Origin of the sequence: Thauera phenolivorans, from assembly GCF_001696715.1 — a bacterium.
In the GTDB taxonomy this organism is placed as follows: Bacteria; Pseudomonadota; Gammaproteobacteria; order Burkholderiales; family Rhodocyclaceae; genus Thauera; species Thauera phenolivorans.
In genome coordinates this window covers 15,042-32,386 of the sequence record NZ_MBFM01000004.1, presented here as the reverse complement: position 1 = coordinate 32,386, position 17,345 = coordinate 15,042, and the positions used below count along the sequence as shown (strand labels likewise).

The following is a 17,345-nucleotide window of genomic DNA, read 5'->3' as shown; positions in this document are numbered from 1 at the left end:
CGCGAAGCTGCGCGGGCAGGTCCGGCTGGCGCCGAGTGGGCAAAAAAATGGCACCCGGCGGGAAGCCGGATGCCGAATTCTCCAGACATCGGAGAGGGAGGGAGACGGTGGTACCCGCCGCAGGCGGATACCGTAAACAGGGTCAGACGGAAATGCGCGGGAAGCCGCCGCTGCGCAGCCAGCGGGTGCGCGACGCCATCATCAGGTCCTCGAGGGCGAGCAGCGGCAGGCGCCACAGGCGGCGCTGCAGGCGGAGCAGCGGGCTCACGCGCGGTGCGCACAGGCTGGCCTTCTCGTCGTCCAGGAGCTGGCGGAAGATGTCCATGCTCGCGCCCCAGAACTCGGCGTTGCCTACCCAGCCGGTTTCGTCGGTGGCTTGCCGCACGGCCTTCGCCCACAGGACTTCGGCGCGCTCGATCGGCACGCCGGCCTTGCGGGCGTACCAGGGGAGGAGTTTGGGTGTTTTCATGGTTTGCATCCTTTTACTTGCCGCGTTTCGGCTGGTTGCCGCGAGGGCTCTCGTGAAGCCGGTACGGTCCGGATTGTGGTGCTGCAATATCTGCCGAATGGGCAGCTTACTGTCTGATTAATCACCTACATTTCTGCCTGAGTTTGCGGCTTTGAAGGCGAAATGCTGCTATGCACAATCGGGAAGATAGCGGATCTCCGGCAGTGTAGCAAGCAATAGTTGCTTATTGAAACAAGATGGCGGCGTGCGGTCCGGGCGGTGCCAGGCGGGCGCAGGCGGCGGCGAGCCCCGGGGCGGGTAGAATGCGGGCTCGAACAAGGGTCCGTTCATGTCGAAGCTGCTTGCCAATCTCAATCCCGAACAACTCCAGGCCGTTACCCTGCCGCCGCAGCACGCGCTGATCCTGGCCGGCGCCGGCTCGGGCAAGACGCGCGTGCTGACCACCCGCATCGCCTGGCTGATCCAGTCCGGCCAGGCCGACCCGGGCGGCATCCTCGCGGTGACCTTCACCAACAAGGCGGCGAAGGAGATGCTCGCCCGGTTGGGAGCGATGCTGCCGGTGAGCACGCGCGGGATGTGGGTGGGCACCTTCCACGGCCTCGCCAACCGGCTGCTGCGCGCGCATCACCGCGATGCCGGCCTGCCGCAGCTGTTCCAGATCCTGGACTCGGCGGATCAGCTGGCGGCGATCAAGCGGCTGCTGAAGACGCTCAATGTCGATGACGAGAAGTTTCCGCCCAAGGAGCTGCAGCACTTCATCAACGGCCAGAAGGAGACGGGCGTCCGGCCGCACGCGGTGGAGGCCTGGGACGACTACACCCGTCACCGGGTGCAGCTCTACCAGGCGTACGAGGCGCAGTGCCAGCGCGAGGGGGTGGTCGACTTCGCCGAGCTGCTGCTGCGCAGCTACGAACTGCTCGAGCGCAACGAGCCGGTGCGCCGCCACTACCAGCGCCGCTTCCGCCACATCCTGGTGGATGAGTTCCAGGACACCAACCGGCTGCAGTATCGCTGGCTGAAGCAGTTCGCCGACGAGGGCCGCGAGGGCGGCGCGTCGATGTTCTGCGTCGGCGACGACGACCAGTCGATCTACGGCTTTCGCGGCGCCGAGGTCGGCAACATGCGCGACTTCGAGCGCGAGTTCAGGGTCGACAGCGTGATCCGCCTCGAGCAGAACTACCGCTCGCGCGGCAACATCCTCGATGCCGCCAACGCGATCATCCGCCATAACGCCAACCGCCTGGGCAAGAACCTGTGGACCGACCAGGGTGCGGGCGAGCCGATCCGGGTGTTCGAGGCCTATGCCGACATCGACGAGGCGCGCTGGATCGTCGAGGAGATCCAGTCCCTGGTGCGCGAGGGCCTGATGCGGGCGGAGATCGCGCTGCTCTACCGCTCGAACGCGCAGTCGCGGGTGCTGGAGCACCAGCTGTTCTCCGCCGGCATTCCCTACCGGGTGTATGGCGGGCTGCGCTTCTTCGAGCGCCAGGAGATCAAGCACGCGCTCGCCTATCTGCGCCTGATCGCCAACGCCGACGACGACACCGCCTTCGCGCGGGTGGTGAACTTTCCCACCCGAGGCATCGGGGCGCGCTCGATCGAGGTGTTGCAGGATGCGGCGCGGGTCTACGCCACCAGCCTGTATGCCACGGTGCCGCACCTGACGGGCAAGCCCGGCACCGTGCTGGCGCAGTTCGTGCGACTGATCGAGGACATGCGGCGCGACACCACGCGCCTGCCGCTGCCCGAACTGGTCGATCACGTGCTCGAGCTGTCGGGCCTGCGCGCCCACTACAAGGCGGAAAAGGAGGGCCGCGAGCGGCTGGAGAACCTGGACGAACTGCTCAACGCGGCGGCCAACTTCCTCGCCGAGGCCGACGCCGGCGCCGAGGCGATGCAGCAGGACCACGCCCTGCTCGCCGATTTCCTCGCTCATGCCTCACTCGAGGCGGGCGAGCATCAGGCCGACCAGGGCTCGGACGCGGTGCAGCTGATGACGGTGCATTCGTCCAAGGGGCTGGAGTTCGACGTCGTCTTCCTTTCCGGCCTGGAGGAAGGGCTGTTCCCGCACGAGAACAGCATCCTCGAGCCCACCGGCCTGGAGGAGGAGCGCCGCCTGATGTACGTGGCGGTGACACGGGCGCGCGAGCGGCTTTACCTGTCCTTCGCGCAGAGCCGGATGCTGCATGGCCAGACCCGCTACAACCTGCGTTCGCGCTTTCTCGAGGAGTTTCCACCGGCGCTGCTCAAGTGGCTCACGCCGCCGAGCGTGCGGACCAGCACCGCCGGCGCCTTCGGCGGCAGTGCGCGCGGCAGCTACTACACGCCTTCGAGCAGCGGGCGGTCGCCGCGTCCTGCGCCGCCACCGACCGCGAGCGCGCCTCTTCCCGGCGGCCTGCGCGTCGGCCAGCTGGTGCGGCACGCGCGCTTCGGCCAGGGGGTGATCATCGCCGCCGAGGGCAGCGGCAGCGACGCGCGGGCGCAGATCAACTTCGGCGACGCCGGGGTCAAGTGGCTGCTGCTCGCGGTGGCGAAGCTCGAGGCGGCCTGAACCCGGCGGGGCCGCGCACGAGCCCCGCCGCCGAGCGGGGCCTCAGGCGCCGTACTTGCGCGCCAGGCCGTCGTGCAGGGCGACGAACTCCTGGGTCAGCTTGTGCCGCGGATCGAGGTGGATCATCGGCATCGCCTGCTCGTGCGACTCCTTGATCTTCACCGAGCTCGACAGGTAGGGCTCGAGCACCGGCAGGCCTTCCTCGACCAGGGCCAGTACCATCTTCTGCGGCAGGCTGGCGCGCGGCTGGAACTGGTTCACCACGATGCCCTCGACCCGCAGCTCGCGGTTGTGGTCGGCGCGGATCTCCTCGACGTTCTCGATCAGCGAGTAGAGCGCGCGGCGCGAGAACTCGTCGCAGTCGAAGGGGATCAGGCAGGCGTCGGCGGCGATCAGCGCCGAGCGGGTGTAGAAGTTCAGCGCCGGCGGGGTGTCGATGTAGACGCAGTCGTAGTCGGCGGCGAGTTCCGCGAGCGCGTCGCGCAGCTTGTAGATCTTGTAGCGCGACTCGAGCTTGGCCTGCAGCTCCTCGAGCTGCGGATGGGAGGGCAGCACGTGGAGGCCGGGGAAGCGGGTGGCGACGACGAACTCCGAGGTGCGCCTGGGGTTGAGCCTGAAATTGAGGGTCTGGTCGAAGAAGTCGGCCAGTGTCGCTTCGAGCCCGTCCGCCTCGCCGCCGAGCAGGTACTGGGTGGAATTGCCCTGCGGGTCGAGATCGACCACCAGGGTGCGCGCCCCGCCGTGGGCACTGATCGCCGCCAGGTTGCAGGTGATCGTCGATTTGCCGACCCCGCCCTTCTGATTGAACACCACTCGCCGCATCTGTCGATCTCCTTCCCGTAATGCCGAGCATTCTGCCAAAGGGTGTTGCGCTGCGCTAAAATTCCGCTTCGTCATTCATGCCGATCCTCGCCCGTTCCCCGAGGCCGGACGACATGCGGGCCGCAAGGCCCGGGGCTATGCCGCACGTCGCTCCGGCGTCGACAACAACAAGCATTCGCGGCAGCGAACTCCCAAAGGCGTATCCCGGACGCGCGGCCTGGACGCAGGCGCGACCGGGCCGCATACACCAAACTGTTCCGAGAGGGAGAAAATGGATCAGGACTTCATTGCTGCAGCGCTCGACTACCACCGTTCGCCGACGCGCGGCAAGATCGCGGTTGTGCCGACCAAGGGCCTCACCAACCAGCGCGACCTTGCGCTCGCCTACTCGCCGGGTGTGGCCGCCGCTTGCGACGCGATCGTCGCCGACCCCACGCAGGCGCGCGAATTCACCAGCCGTGGCAACCTGGTGGCGGTGATCACCAACGGCACCGCGGTGCTCGGCCTGGGCAACATCGGACCGCTCGCGGCCAAGCCGGTGATGGAAGGCAAGGGCTGCCTGTTCAAGAAGTTCGCCAACATCGACGTCTTCGACATCGAGCTGTCCGAGAATGACCCCGACAAGCTGATCGAGATCATCGCCTCGCTCGAGCCCACGCTGGGCGGCATCAACCTCGAGGACATCAAGGCGCCGGAGTGCTTCTACATCGAGAAGAAGCTGCGCGAGCGCATGAAGATCCCGGTCTTCCACGACGACCAGCACGGCACCGCGATCATCTCCGCGGCCGGCCTGATCAACGGCCTCAAGGTGGTGGGCAAGGACATCGAGAAGGTCAAGCTGGTGTGCTCCGGCGCTGGCGCGGCGGCGATCGCCTGTCTCGACCTGATGGCGAGCGTCGGCCTGAAGCGCGAGAACGTTTACGTCTGCGACTCGAAGGGTGTGATCTTCGAGGGCCGCGAGGCCAACATGGAGCCGACCAAGGCGCGCTACGCCCAGAACACCTCGGCGCGCACCCTGGGCGAGGTGATCGAGGGCGCGGACGTCTTCCTCGGCCTGTCGACCGCCGGCGTGCTCAAGCCCGAGATGGTGGCGAAGATGGCCGACAAGCCGCTGATCTTCGCGCTCGCCAACCCGAACCCCGAGATCCTGCCGGCCGACGCCAAGGCGGTGCGCCCCGACTGCATCGTCGCCACCGGCCGTTCGGACTTCCCGAACCAGGTCAACAACGTGTTGTGCTTCCCGTTCATCTTCAGGGGCGCGCTCGACGTCGGCGCCACCACGATCAACGAGGAGATGAAGCTGGCCTGCGTGAAGGCGATCGCCGAGCTGGCGCGGGCCGAGCAGAGCGACATCGTGGCCTCCGCCTATGGTGGCCAGGACCTCGGCTTCGGCCCCGACTACATCATTCCCAAGCCCTTCGACCCGCGCCTGATCGTGAAGATCGCGCCGGCGGTGGCGAAGGCGGCGATGGATTCGGGGGTCGCCACCGAGCCGATCACCGACTTCGACGCCTACGTCTCCAGCCTCAACAGCTTCGTGTACACGTCCGGCATCGTCATGAAGCCGGTGTTCTCGGCGGCCAAGGCGGTGCCTATCGAGCAGAAGCGGGTGATCTATTCCGAGGGCGAGGACGAGCGCGTGCTGCATGCGGTGCGCGTGGTGGTCGACGAGGGCCTGGCGCGTCCGATCCTGATCGGGCGACCGAGCGTGATCGAGATGCGGATCGCCCGTATCGGTCTGCATCTCGTGCCCGGGCGCGACTTCGACGTGGTCAACCAGGAGTCCGACCCGCGCTATCGCGAGCTGTGGACCGAGTACTACCGGCTGATGGGGCGCGACGGCATCACGCCCGACCTCGCCAAGGCCAAGGTCCTGCGCGACACCACGCTGATCGGTGCGATGCTGCTGCGCCGCGGCGACGGCGACGCCCTGGTGTGCGGCACCTTCGGCACCTACGACTACCACCTGCAGCAGGTGCGCGACGTCATCGGCCTGAAGCCGGGTGCCAGGCAGTTCGCGGCGATGAACCTGCTGCTACTGCCCAAGCGCATGCTGGCGATCACCGACACCTATGTGAACGAGGAGCCGGACGCGGAGGAAGTGGCCGAGATCGCCCGCATGGCGGCCGAAGAGCTGCGCCGCTTCGGCATCGAGCCCCAGGTCGCGCTGCTGTCGCATTCCAACTTCGGCAGTTCGAAGTCGGCTTCGGCGCGCAAGATGCGCGCGGCGCGCGAGATCCTGCGCGAGCGCGTGCCCGACCTCAACGTCGATGGCGAGATGCATGGCGACTCGGCGCTGTCGGTCGAGATCCGTGACAAGATGCATCCCGAGTCGACCCTGAGCGGCGAGGCCAACCTGCTGGTGATGCCCAACCTCGACGCCGCCAACATCTCCTTCAACCTGATGAAGATGGCCAACGGCGACGGCGTGTCGATCGGCCCGATCCTGCTCGGGGCGGCGAACTCGGTGCATATCCTCACCCCGTCGGCCACCGTGCGGCGGCTGGTGAACATCACCGCGCTGGCGGTGGTCGACGCGCAGGCCGCGCGCTGAATCCGGGCGCGGTGGTGCTCGCGCGGCGTGGTAGACGCGTGCGGGCGAGCGCCTGGGTTCGAGGCAGTCGGGGCCGCCCGGCTGCCTCTTCTCCTTTGCGGGGTATCAATGAAAAAGACCGAGCTGACGACATGCGCCGCGCGCCTGCTGGCGACCGGCCTGTTGTGCGCCGCTGCGAGCCTGCCGGCACAGGCCGCGAGCTGGCTGCTCGCCTCCGCAGACCCCGCGGTGGTGCCGGGAGAGGCCTTTCAGGTGGTGGTGATCGCGCCGCCCGACAGCGAGGCGCTGCCGCCGCGGCTGGCAGCCCGCATCGCGCCGCCCGGCGGCGGCGAGGGCATCGCCATCGAGCTGGCGGCGGCCGAGGCCGAACCCGTCGATCCGCGCCAGCGCCACTACTTCGGCCGCTGGCCGCAAGAGCTGGTGGGAACGGCGATGCTGAGCCTGAGCGAAGCGCCCTCCGCGCGTCTGCTGCTCGACGCGAGCGCCGTGGCCACTGGCGCGCCTGCCGCCGCCGGTGGCGCGCCGCTGGCGGCGGTCGATGGCAGGGTCGATAGCGGGGTCGATCGCATGGCGCCGGTGTCGCCCGCGATTTCGGGGACGGTGCCTGCCGCGCCGAACGCGCTCGGTTTTCACGAGCCGATGTACTTCGTCTATGGCGGCTCGCATCCGCGTTCGGCGCGCTTCCAGTTCAGCTTCCGCTACCGCATCTTCGACGACATCGGCGTCGTGGCCGAACGCTTTCCGCTCGCGCGCGGATTGTATTTCGGCTACACCCAGACCTCGGTGTGGGACCTCGGCAGCGACTCCAAGCCCTTCCGCGACACCAGCTTCCGCCCGTCGCTGTTCTACCAGTTCCGTCTTTCCGACCCGGGCTCGGGCGGCTGGGCGACGCTCGCCGCCGGCTACGAGCATGAGTCGAACGGGAAGGACGGCCCCGACACCCGCAGCATCGACACCTTGTTCCTGCAGACCGAGCTGCGCCACTATCTCGACGAGCGGGGCACCTACGTCGGGCTGATTCCGAAGGCATGGGCCTATCTCGGCAAGCGGGACAATCCGGACATCACCCGCTATCGCGGCTACGCCCAGCTCGGGCTGCGTGTCGGGCGCGACGACGCGCTGATGGCGACCGCGCTCCTGCGGCGCGGCACCGACGGCAACAGTGGCACGGAGATCGATCTCTCCTACCCGCTCCGGCGCAGCATCTTCTCCGGGGTGGGGGCCTTCGTTCACTTCCAGTACTTCCGCGGCTATGGCGAGACGCTGCGCGACTACAACGTGTCGGTGGATCCGCAGTACCGTATCGGCCTGTCGTTCGTCCGCTGAACCGTGGCGCAGGTGCCAGGCCGGTGCCGTGCGCCCTCTTGAAGGAGATCGCAATGAGCCATGTCATCCGTTTCCACCGCAACGGCGGCCCCGAAGTGCTGCAGTTCGAGGCGGTCGAGCCGCCCGCGCCGGCGCCGGGCGAGGTGCGCCTGCGCCAGCACGCGGTGGGCCTGAACTACATCGACACCTACCATCGCGGCGGCCTCTATCCGGTGTCGCTGCCTTCGGGGATCGGCCAGGAGGGCGCGGGGGTGGTGGAAGCGGTGGGCGAGGGCGTCACCGAGGTCGCGGTGGGCGACCGCGTCGCCTATGCCGGCGGCCCGCTCGGCGCCTATGCCGAGGTGCGCAACATCGGGGCCGGCCTGCTGGTGCGCCTGCCCGATGCGATCTCCTTCGAGGAGGGCGCGGCGATGATGATGCAGGGCCTGACCGCGCAATACCTGTTGCGCAGCACCTACCCGGTGCAGGCGGGCGAAACCGTCCTGGTGCATGCGGCCGCCGGTGGGGTGGGCTCGATCATGGTGCAGTGGGCGAAGGCGCTCGGCGCGACCGTGATCGGCACCGTCGGCAGCGATGCCAAGGCGGAAAAGGTGCGCGCGCTCGGCTGCGACCACGTGATCGTCTACACCCGCGAGAAATTTCCCGAGCGGGTGCGCGAGATCACCGGCGGCGCCGGCGTGCCGGTGGTGTACGACTCGATCGGCAAGGACACCTTCCTCGATTCGCTCGCCTGTCTGCGCCGGCGCGGCCTGATGGTGAGCTATGGCAACGCCACCGGGCCGGTGCCGCCCTTCGAGTGTGCGCTGCTGATGAAGATGGGCTCGCTCTACGTCACCCGGCCGACCCTGTTCGACTACATCGCCGACCGCGGGGAACTGCTCGAGCGCGCGGGCGAGCTGTTCGAGGTAGTCGCGGCAGGCAAGGTGAAGATCGAGATCGGCCAGCGCTTCGCCCTGCGCGAGGCCGCCGAGGCGCATCGCGCGCTCGAGGCGCGTCTCACCACCGGCTCGACCGTGCTGCTGCCTTGATCGGTCCGCGTGGGGCGGCGGGGGTCGGGTAAAATCGCGCCCATGACTGCCGAAGCCCCCCTGTCCCGCGAACCCCGGTTCGTCCACCTGCGCGTCCATACCGAGTACTCGATCACCGACGGCATCGTCCAGATCGACGAGGCCATCGCGCGCGCCGCCGCCGACGGCATGCCGGCGCTCGGCATCGCCGACCTGGCCAACCTGTTCGGCATGGTGAAGTTCTACAAGGGCGCGCGCGGGGCCGGGCTCAAGCCCGTGGTCGGGGTCGACGTCTGGATCCAGAACGATGTCGAGCGCGACAAGCCCTTGCGCACGCTGCTGCTGTGCCGCAACCGCGAAGGCTATGGCCAGCTGTGTGCGCTGCTCACGCGCGCCTACCTGGAGAACAAGCATCGTGGTCGCGCCGAGATCCGGCGCGAGTGGTTCGAGGGCGGTGCGGCGAGCGGGCTGCTGTGTCTTTCGGGGGCGATGACGGGCGATGTCGGCCAGGCGCTGGTGCACGGCAACCCCGAGCAGGCCGAGGCGCTGGCGGCGGATTGGGCGCGGCTGTTCCCCGACGCCTTCTACATCGAGCTGCAGCGCGCAGGCCATCCCGGCACCGAGGCATACATCCGCCAGGCGATGGGCATCGCCGGCAAGCTCGGCCTGCCGGTGGTGGCGACGCACCCGGTGCAGTTCCTCAAGCGCGAGGACTTCAAGGCGCACGAGGCACGAGTCTGCATCGCGCAGGGCTACGTGCTGGCGGACAAGCGCCGCCCGCGCGAATTCACCGAGGAGCAGTATCTCAAGAGCCAGGACGAGATGTGCGAGCTCTTCGCCGACATCCCCGAGGCGCTCGAGAATGCGGTCGAGATCGCGCGGCGCTGCTCGCTGACGGTGCAGCTCGGCAAGAACTTCCTGCCGCTGTTCCCGACCCCGGACGGCATGACCCTCGACGATTTCCTGGTGGCGGAGGCGAAGCGGGGGCTGGAGGAGCGCCTGGTCCAGCTCTACCCGCATCCCGAGGAGCGCGAGAAGGAACGCCCGCGCTACGAGGCGCGGCTGAAGTTCGAGACCGACACCATCATCCAGATGGGCTTTCCCGGCTACTTCCTGATCGTCGCGGACTTCATCCAGTGGGCCAAGAACAACGGCGTGCCGGTGGGGCCGGGCCGGGGTTCGGGCGCGGGCTCGCTGGTGGCCTATTCGCTGAAGATCACCGACCTCGATCCGCTCGCCTACGCGCTGCTGTTCGAGCGCTTCCTGAACCCGGAGCGGGTGTCGATGCCCGACTTCGACATCGACTTCTGCCAGGACAACCGCTACCGCGTCATCGAGTACGTGCGCGAGCGCTACGGCAAGGACGCGGTGAGCCAGATCGCCACCTTCGGCACTATGGCCTCGAAGGCGGTGGTGCGCGACGTCGGCCGCGTGCTCGACCTCCCTTACGGTCTGTGCGACCGCCTCTCCAAGCTGGTGCCGATCGAGGGCGCGAAGCCGGTCTCGCTCGCCAAGGCCTACGAGATGGAGCCGCAGATCGGCGAGATGATGAAGGACGGCAACGACGGCGAGTCGGTGCAGGAGCTGTGGAGCCTCGCCCAGCCGCTCGAGGGGCTGTCGCGCAACGTCGGCATGCACGCCGGCGGGGTGCTGATCGCGCCCGGCAGGCTCACCGACTTCTGCCCGCTCTACATCGCCGATGGCGACGACGCCACCCCGGTGTCGCAGTTCGACAAGGACGACGTGGAAGCGGTCGGCCTGGTGAAGTTCGACTTCCTCGGCCTGCGCAACCTCACCATCATCGAGCTGGCGCTGGCGTACGTCGAGCGCCTCGAGGGCAGCCGCCCCGACCTGATGAGCCTCGGCTTCGAGGATCCCGCCGCCTACCAGATCCTGAAGGACGCCAACACCACGGCGATCTTCCAGGTCGAATCGGACGGCATGAAGAAGCTGCTGAAGAAGCTCGCGCCCGACCGCTTCGAGGACATCATCGCGGTGCTCGCGCTCTACCGGCCCGGTCCGCTCGGCTCGGGCATGGTGGACGACTTCATCCTGCGCAAGAAGGGGCAGCAGGAGATCGACTACTTCCACCCGGACCTCAAGGCCTGTCTGGAGCCGACCTACGGCGTGATCGTGTACCAGGAACAGGTGATGCAGATCTCCCAGATCATCGGGGGCTACACCCTGGGCGGCGCCGACATGCTGCGCCGCGCGATGGGCAAGAAGAAGGCCGACGAGATGGCCAAGCATCGCGCCACCATCGCCGATGGCGCGAAGCAGAAGGGCTACGACCCGGCGCTCGCCGAGCAGCTCTTCGACCTCATGACCAAGTTCGCGGAGTACGGCTTCAACAAGTCGCACACCGCGGCCTATGCGGTGGTGACCTACCACACCGCGTGGCTCAAGGCGCACCACTGCGCGGCCTTCATGGCGGCGACGATGTCGTCCGACCTCGACAACACCGACACGGTCAAGATCTTCTACGAGGACACGCTCGCCAACGGCATCGCGGTGCTGCCGCCGGATGTGAACGAATCCGACTACCGCTTCGTGCCGGTCGATCGAAAGACCATCCGCTACGGCCTCGGCGCGGTGAAGGGCGTCGGCGAGCCGGCGGTGCGCGCGATCATCGCCGCGCGCGAGAAGGCCGGGCCCTTCCGCGACCTGTTCGATTTCTGCGAGCGGGTCGACCGGCGCCTCGCCAATCGCCGGGTGATCGAGGCGCTGATCCGCGCCGGGGCGATGGACGCGCTCGCCGGCCACGCCGGTCGCGACCGCGCCGAGCTGATGGCGACCGTCGCGCTGGCGATGGAGGCGGCGGAACAGGCCGCAGCCAACGCGATGCAGGGCGGCCTGTTCGACCTGCTGCCCGAGGCCGCGGGTGCGCCGGTGGAGTTCGTGCGCGCGCGTCCGTGGGGCGAGCGCGACCGGCTCAGGGAGGAGAAGCTGGCGATCGGCTTCTTCCTCTCCGGCCATCCGTTCAATGCCTACAGGGCCGAGGTGCGCCGCTTCGTGCGCCGCACCCTGGCCCAGCTCGAGCCCTCCCGCGATCTCGCGATGCTCGCCGGGGTGGTGATGGAGGCCCGCACCAAGATGGGCAACCGCGGCAAGATGGTGTTCGTGCAGCTCGACGACGGCACCCAGTCGCGCGAGGTCGCGGTGTATTCCGAGGTGCTCGAGGCCAACCGCGGCAAGATCGTCACCGACGAGGTGCTGGTGGTCGAGGGCAAGGTGAGCAACGACGATTTTTCCGGGGGGCTGCGCATCGTCGCCGACCGCCTGCTGACCCTGGGCGAGGCCCGCGCCCGCTTCGCGCGCGCACTCGCGCTGAAGATCAACGGCGAGGTCGGCGAATCCGGCGGTGCGGTGGCGGCGGCCAACCGCCTGCAGACCCTGCTCGAGCCCTTCCGCGACGGGGGCTGTCCGATCCGGGTGAACTACCGCAATGCGGTGGCCGAGGCCGAGCTGCCGCTCGGCGAGGGCTGGCGGGTGCGGCTCGAGGATCAGCTGCTCGAGAGTCTGCGGGAGTGGCTCGCGCCCGAGGGCGTAGAGGTGATCTACCCGAACTGAGCCGCTTCAGTGGTCGGGCCGCTGGGCGAAGGGCCCCGCCTCGGCCGGGTCGGCAGCCTCGATCTCGATCCGGCTGACCTGCGCCTTCGGCGGTCCGATTCGCGCCCAGTCGAGGAAATCCTCGATCCCGCTCTCGCTGCCGGCGACCAGGATCTCCACGCTGCCGTCGGCGCGATTGCGCACCCAGCCGCGCAGGCCGAGGCGCTGCGCCTGTTCCACCGCGCTGGCGCGATACCACACTCCCTGCACCCGCCCGCGGATGCGAAGCAGACGGGCGACGGGGGCTGGATCACGATCAGGCATAGGCGATCTCCGGATCGTCGCCGTGCAGCTGGTTGGCACGGACGAGCGCTTCGTCGAGGGTGGCGACGACGTTGTCGTCGCCGAGGCGGTCGAGGAAGCCGGAGCGGAACACCAGCGAGCCCGGCTGCGAGTTCAGGCCGCAGAGCACCAGCCGGGCGCCGCGCTTGCCGAGGTTGCGGTGCAGGGTCTGCAGGATGTCGAGCCCGGTGGTGTCGATGCTGATGACCTTGTCCATGTCGAGGATCACCACGTCGGGATGGCCGTGCTGCATCAGCAACAGGTTCTCGAGCTTGTTCGCGGCGCCGAAGAACAGGCTGCCGAACATGCGGTAGGCGAGCACCCGCGGCGTGCCGTCGGGGCGCACGAGCTCGGCGTCGGGATAACGCCGCGCCAGCGGGATGAGCTCGATGCGGGTGAGGTCGGACATGCGGTAGATGAAGAACAGGCTCGCCATCACCATGCCGAGCTCGACAGCGAGAGTGAGGTCGAACAGCACGGTGACGAAGAAGGTGCCGAGCAGGGTCGTGCGGTAGTTCAGCGAGTAGCGAGCGAGCTCCTTCGGCGCGAACGAATGCCATTCGCCCATGTTGATCGACACCATGACGACGATCGCCGACAGCGTCGCGAGCGGGATGTGGCTCGCCAGCGGTGCGAGCACCAGCACGACCGCGAGCAGCACCATGGAATGGACGATGCCTGCGACCGGCGTCTTGCCGCCGGAGCGGATGTTGGTCGCGGTGCGGGCGATCGCGCCGGTGGCGGCGAAACCGCCGAGCAGCGGGGCGGCGAGGTTGGCCACCCCCTGCGCCATCAGCTCCTGGTTGGGGTCGTGGCGGTCGTCGATCACGCTGTCGGCGACCCGCGCCGACAGCAGCGACTCGATCGCGCCGAGCAGGGCGATGGTGATCGCCGGCGCGATCAGCTTGCCGAGCGTGCCGAGGCTGAGCTCGGGCAGGCCGAAGGTGGGAATCTCGCGCGGGATGCCGCCGAAGCGACTGCCGATGGTGTCGACCGGCAGCGCGAACAGCGCGTTGACCGCGGTCATGATCAGCAGCACCGCCAGCGGTCCGGGCATCCGCCGCATCCAGCGGACTTTCACCGCGGCCCGGTTCCACGCCACCAGCACCCCGAGCGAAACCAGCGCGAGCACCACGGTGGGCGTCTGCAGGGTCGGCAGCGCAGCCCACAGCGCGGCCATCTTGGCGAAGAACTCGCCCGGCAGGTTGTCGATCTGCAGGCCGAGGAAGTCCTTGATCTGCGAGATGAAGATCACCACCGCGATGCCGTTGGTGAAGCCGATCACGACCGAGAGCGGGATGAAGCGGATCATGTTGCCGAGCCGCAGTGCGCCCATCGCGAACAGCAGCACGCCGGACATCATGGTCGCGATGAGCAGGCTCTGCACCCCGTAGTCCATCACGATGGCGTAGATGATGGGGATGAAGGCGCCGGTGGGACCGCCGATCTGTACCCGTGAGCCGCCGAGCAGCGAGACGAGGAAGCCGGCGACGATCGCCGTCCAGATGCCGGCGGCAGGCGACATGCCGGAGGCGATCGCGAAGGCCATCGCGAGCGGCAGCGCGAGCACGCCGACGGTGATGCCGGCCGAGACGTCACCCACGATGGCGGCACGGTCGTAGCCGTGCAGGGTGTCGAGGAGTTTGGGGCGGAACAGGATTTTCATGGTGTCTCCGTGCGAACTGAGGTGAACGCGATGCCGCGACTGCGGCGGTGCTACGGAGACAGGCACCCTCGTCCCGCGTGATGCAGGATGATCCAGCGTTTCGAGGGCGTCAGAGGCATCGTTTTATTTTACGCGCATCCCCGGCTGTGCGCCGGCGTCGGGCGACAGGATGAACAGCCCGGGTGTCCTGCCGTCGGTATCCGAGGCGGCCAGTACCATGCCCTCGCTCATGCCGAACTTCATCTTGCGTGGGGCGAGGTTGGCGACCATGACCGTCAGCCGGCCGACCAGGTTGGCCGGGTCGTAGGCCGACTTGATGCCGGCGAACACCTGCCGGGTTCTCGGCGCGCCGCTGTCGTCGGTTTCGCCGATGTCGAGCGACAGGCGGATCAGCTTGTCGGCGCCTTCGACGTGCCGGGCATCGACGATCCGCGCGATGCGCAGGTCAACCTTGCCGAAGTCGTCGATCGAGATCTGCGGCGAGGCGGTCTCGGCCGCCTGGGCGGCGTGCTGCTGCTTCTCGGCATGACGCTGCTGGGAGGAAGCGGCCTCGCCCTCCCTGGCGTCCCCGCCGGGTTTTGTCGGGGCGGCGGGCGCGAGCGATTCGCGGTTGGCCTCGAGCAGGGCGTCGATCTGCTTGCGCTCGATGCGGGTCATCAGGTGCTGGTAGGGCCGGATCTCGTGCCCAGCCGGCAGCGCTGCCCAGTGCGGGGGCCAGGCCATCGGCTCGATCGCGAGGAAGCGCTCGACCTCGACGGCGAGCGCGGGCAGCACCGGCTTCAGGTAGAGGGTGAGGTCGCGGAACATCGTCAGCGCGGTGCTGCACACCTGGTGCAGGCGAACCTCCTGGCCTTCCTGCTTCGCGAGTTCCCACGGCTTGTTTTCGTTGACGTACTGGTTGGCGGTGTCGGCGAGATGCATGATCTCGCGTAGCGCGCGACCGTAATCGCGCTCCTCGTAGGCCTGGGCCACGAGGCCGGCGCGGTGCGCGGCCTCGAACTCCATCGTCGCGACCGTATCGCTGGCGGCCAGCTTGCCGTCGAAACGCCTGGCGATGAAGCCGGCGCAGCGGCTGGCGATGTTGACGTACTTGCCGACGAGGTCGGAATTGACCTTGGCGATCATGTCGTCGAGGTTGAGGTCGACGTCTTCCATCGTGCCGTTCGACTTGCCGGCGAAGTAGTAGCGCAGCCACTCCGGGTTGAGCTTCTGCGTGATGTAGGAATGCGCGGTGATGAAGGTGCCGCGGCTCTTGCTCATCTTCGCGCCGTCGACCGTGAGGAAGCCGTTGACGCACAGCTGGCTCGGCGTGCGGTAGCCGGCGAACTTGAGCATCGCCGGCCAGAATAGGGCGTGGAAGTAGAGGATGTCCTTGCCGATGAAGTGCACCATCTCGGTGCCGGCGGCCTCGGCGCGGTCGGCGTCGGTGTAGTCCTCGAGCGCGATGTCGCCGAGCTTGCCGGCGAGATTGCGGAAGCTGGCGAGGTAGCCGATCGGCGCGTCGAGCCAGACGTAGAAGTACTTGCCCGGCGCCCCCGGAATCTCGAAGCCGAAGTAGGGCGCGTCGCGCGAGATGTCCCAGTCGGAGAGCTTGTTCTCGCCTTCGTCGCCGAGCCATTCCTTCATCTTGTTGGCGGCCTCCGCCTGCAGGCGGCGCTGGCCGGCGGCGTTGGTGCCGCGCGTCCATTCGCGCAGGAAGGCCACCGCGCGCTCGTCCGACAGGCGGAAGAAGTAGTGCTCCGACGTCTTCAGCACGGGCTTGGCACCCGACACCGCGGAGTAGGGGTTCTTCAGCTCGGTGGGGGCGTAGGCGGCGCCGCAGGCCTCGCAGTTGTCGCCGTACTGGTCGGGGGCGCCGCACTTCGGGCACTCGCCCTTGATGAAGCGGTCAGGCAGGAACATCTCCTTGACCGGGTCATAGTACTGCTCGATCGCGCGCGTCTCGATCATTCCGCCCGCCTTGAGCTTGCCGTAGATGTCCTCGGCGTAGAAGCGGTTCTCCGAGGTGTGCGTCGAATGGTAGTTGTCGAAGGCGACGCCGAAGGCGGTGAAGTCGCGCAGATGCTCGCCATGGACGCGGGCGATCAGCTGCTCGGGGGTGAGGCCTTCCTTTTCGGCGCGCAGCATGACTGGCGTGCCGTGGGTGTCGTCCGCACACACGTAGTGCACCTGGTTGCCCCGCATGCGCTGGTAGCGCACCCAGATGTCGGCCTGGATATAGCCGACGAGGTGGCCGAGGTGGATGTCGCCGTTGGCGTAGGGCAGGGCGTTGGTGACGAGGAGCTTGCGGGACATGAGGGTTTCGCGCGAATCAAAAACGGAAGTTTAACAAAGCGCCGGCCGGTCCCGCTCGACCGGCTGACCGTCGCGCTCGTTCTCAGGGCATCGCGCGCAGCAGAAGTTCGATGCGGCGGTTCTGCGCGCGGCCGGCCTCGCTCCCATTGTCAGCGATCGGTTCGGCCTCGCCGCGGCCGTCGGCGGCGAGGCGCTCGAGGGCGACGCCCCGGCCGCGCAACTGCTCCGCGACCGCTTCGGCGCGGGCGATCGACAGCTGCAGGTTGTACATCTCGCTGCCCTGGCTGTCGGTGTGGCCGACGACGAGCACGGCCACCTCGCGTTCGGCGGCGAGCGCCGTGGCGAGGATGTCGAGCCTGCGCTGCAGTGCCGGGCGAACTTCCGCCTTGCCCGGGGCGAAGCCGTCGGCGACGGGGACGCGCACCTGCAGGCTCCCGGCCTCGCGTTCGCCGAGCTCGATGCCGGGGTCGGTGGCGACGCCGGCGGCGAGACGCAGGCGCAGCCCGCTCCAGTCGATGCGTTCGGCGCTCGCGCCGCGCTTGCTGCCGTCGTCGATCTGTTGCGGGCCCGGCGTTGCGCAGGCGGCGAGCAGGGCGGTGAGGCAGAGGGGCATCAGTCGGGAAAGGGTCTTCTTCATGGTGGGTGCTCGTGTTTCGGGTACTTGCGTGCGTGCGGCCGTTCGCACAGACCACACTGCCAGCACGGGTGTGGGAACGGGGCGGGTCCGGTATGATCCCCGCACCGCCCCGGGGAGCCGGGGCCAT

Annotated in this window: 11 protein-coding genes; 5 read left to right on the top strand and 6 right to left on the bottom strand. The window is 68.2% G+C overall.

Annotated elements, in window-relative coordinates; all coding sequences use genetic code 11:
* Positions 1–142: 142 nt before the first annotated feature.
* Entirely contained in the window at positions 143–469 is a 327-nt protein-coding gene (locus tag BB334_RS10060; protein ID WP_068808078.1) for a hypothetical protein, read from the bottom strand.
* Positions 470–797: 328 nt separating this feature from the next.
* Here BB334_RS10060 and BB334_RS10055 point away from each other — a divergent pair, with 328 nt between their 5' ends.
* On the top strand, positions 798–3,020 hold the full coding sequence (locus tag BB334_RS10055; RefSeq protein WP_068808075.1) for a UvrD-helicase domain-containing protein: 2,223 nt from the start codon (positions 798–800) through the stop codon (positions 3,018–3,020).
* Between the two features lie 42 nt (positions 3,021–3,062).
* On the opposite strand, the gene BB334_RS10050 is transcribed toward BB334_RS10055, so the two are convergent.
* A complete protein-coding gene (locus tag BB334_RS10050; protein WP_068808072.1) occupies positions 3,063–3,842 on the bottom strand; it encodes a ParA family protein in 780 nt (259 codons plus the stop codon).
* Positions 3,843–4,113: 271 nt separating this feature from the next.
* On the opposite strand from BB334_RS10050, the gene BB334_RS10045 reads away from it, so the two are divergent.
* The 4 genes from BB334_RS10045 (at position 4,114) to dnaE (ending at position 12,299) form a co-directional block, all read left to right on the top strand.
* A complete protein-coding gene (locus BB334_RS10045; RefSeq protein ID WP_068808069.1) occupies positions 4,114–6,396 on the top strand; it encodes an NADP-dependent malic enzyme in 2,283 nt (760 codons plus the stop codon).
* Between the two features lie 108 nt (positions 6,397–6,504).
* Positions 6,505–7,722, top strand: a complete 1,218-nt coding sequence (locus BB334_RS10040) for a phospholipase A (protein WP_068808066.1) — start codon at positions 6,505–6,507, stop codon at positions 7,720–7,722.
* A 53-nt stretch (positions 7,723–7,775) separates the two neighbouring features.
* Entirely contained in the window at positions 7,776–8,750 is a 975-nt protein-coding gene (locus BB334_RS10035) for a quinone oxidoreductase family protein (RefSeq protein WP_068808063.1), read from the top strand.
* Between the two features lie 42 nt (positions 8,751–8,792).
* Positions 8,793–12,299, top strand: a complete 3,507-nt coding sequence (gene dnaE, locus BB334_RS10030) for a DNA polymerase III subunit alpha (protein ID WP_068808060.1) — start codon at positions 8,793–8,795, stop codon at positions 12,297–12,299.
* A gap of 6 nt (positions 12,300–12,305) precedes the next feature.
* On the opposite strand, the gene BB334_RS10025 is transcribed toward dnaE, so the two are convergent.
* From BB334_RS10025 to BB334_RS10010, 4 genes are all read right to left on the bottom strand, one after another.
* Entirely contained in the window at positions 12,306–12,602 is a 297-nt protein-coding gene (locus BB334_RS10025) for an acylphosphatase (protein WP_068808057.1), read from the bottom strand.
* Entirely contained in the window at positions 12,595–14,286 is a 1,692-nt protein-coding gene (locus BB334_RS10020) for a SulP family inorganic anion transporter (protein ID WP_068808051.1), read from the bottom strand. The genes BB334_RS10025 and BB334_RS10020 overlap by 8 nt, the downstream gene beginning before the upstream one ends.
* A 123-nt stretch (positions 14,287–14,409) precedes the next feature.
* Entirely contained in the window at positions 14,410–16,581 is a 2,172-nt protein-coding gene (gene metG, locus BB334_RS10015; protein ID WP_068808048.1) for a methionine--tRNA ligase, read from the bottom strand.
* An 82-nt stretch (positions 16,582–16,663) separates the two neighbouring features.
* The gene (locus BB334_RS10010; protein ID WP_068808046.1) at positions 16,664–17,218 is read right to left on the bottom strand and encodes an OmpA family protein; all 555 of its coding nucleotides are present in this window, start codon (positions 17,216–17,218) and stop codon (positions 16,664–16,666) included.
* Positions 17,219–17,345: the final 127 nt, after the last annotated feature.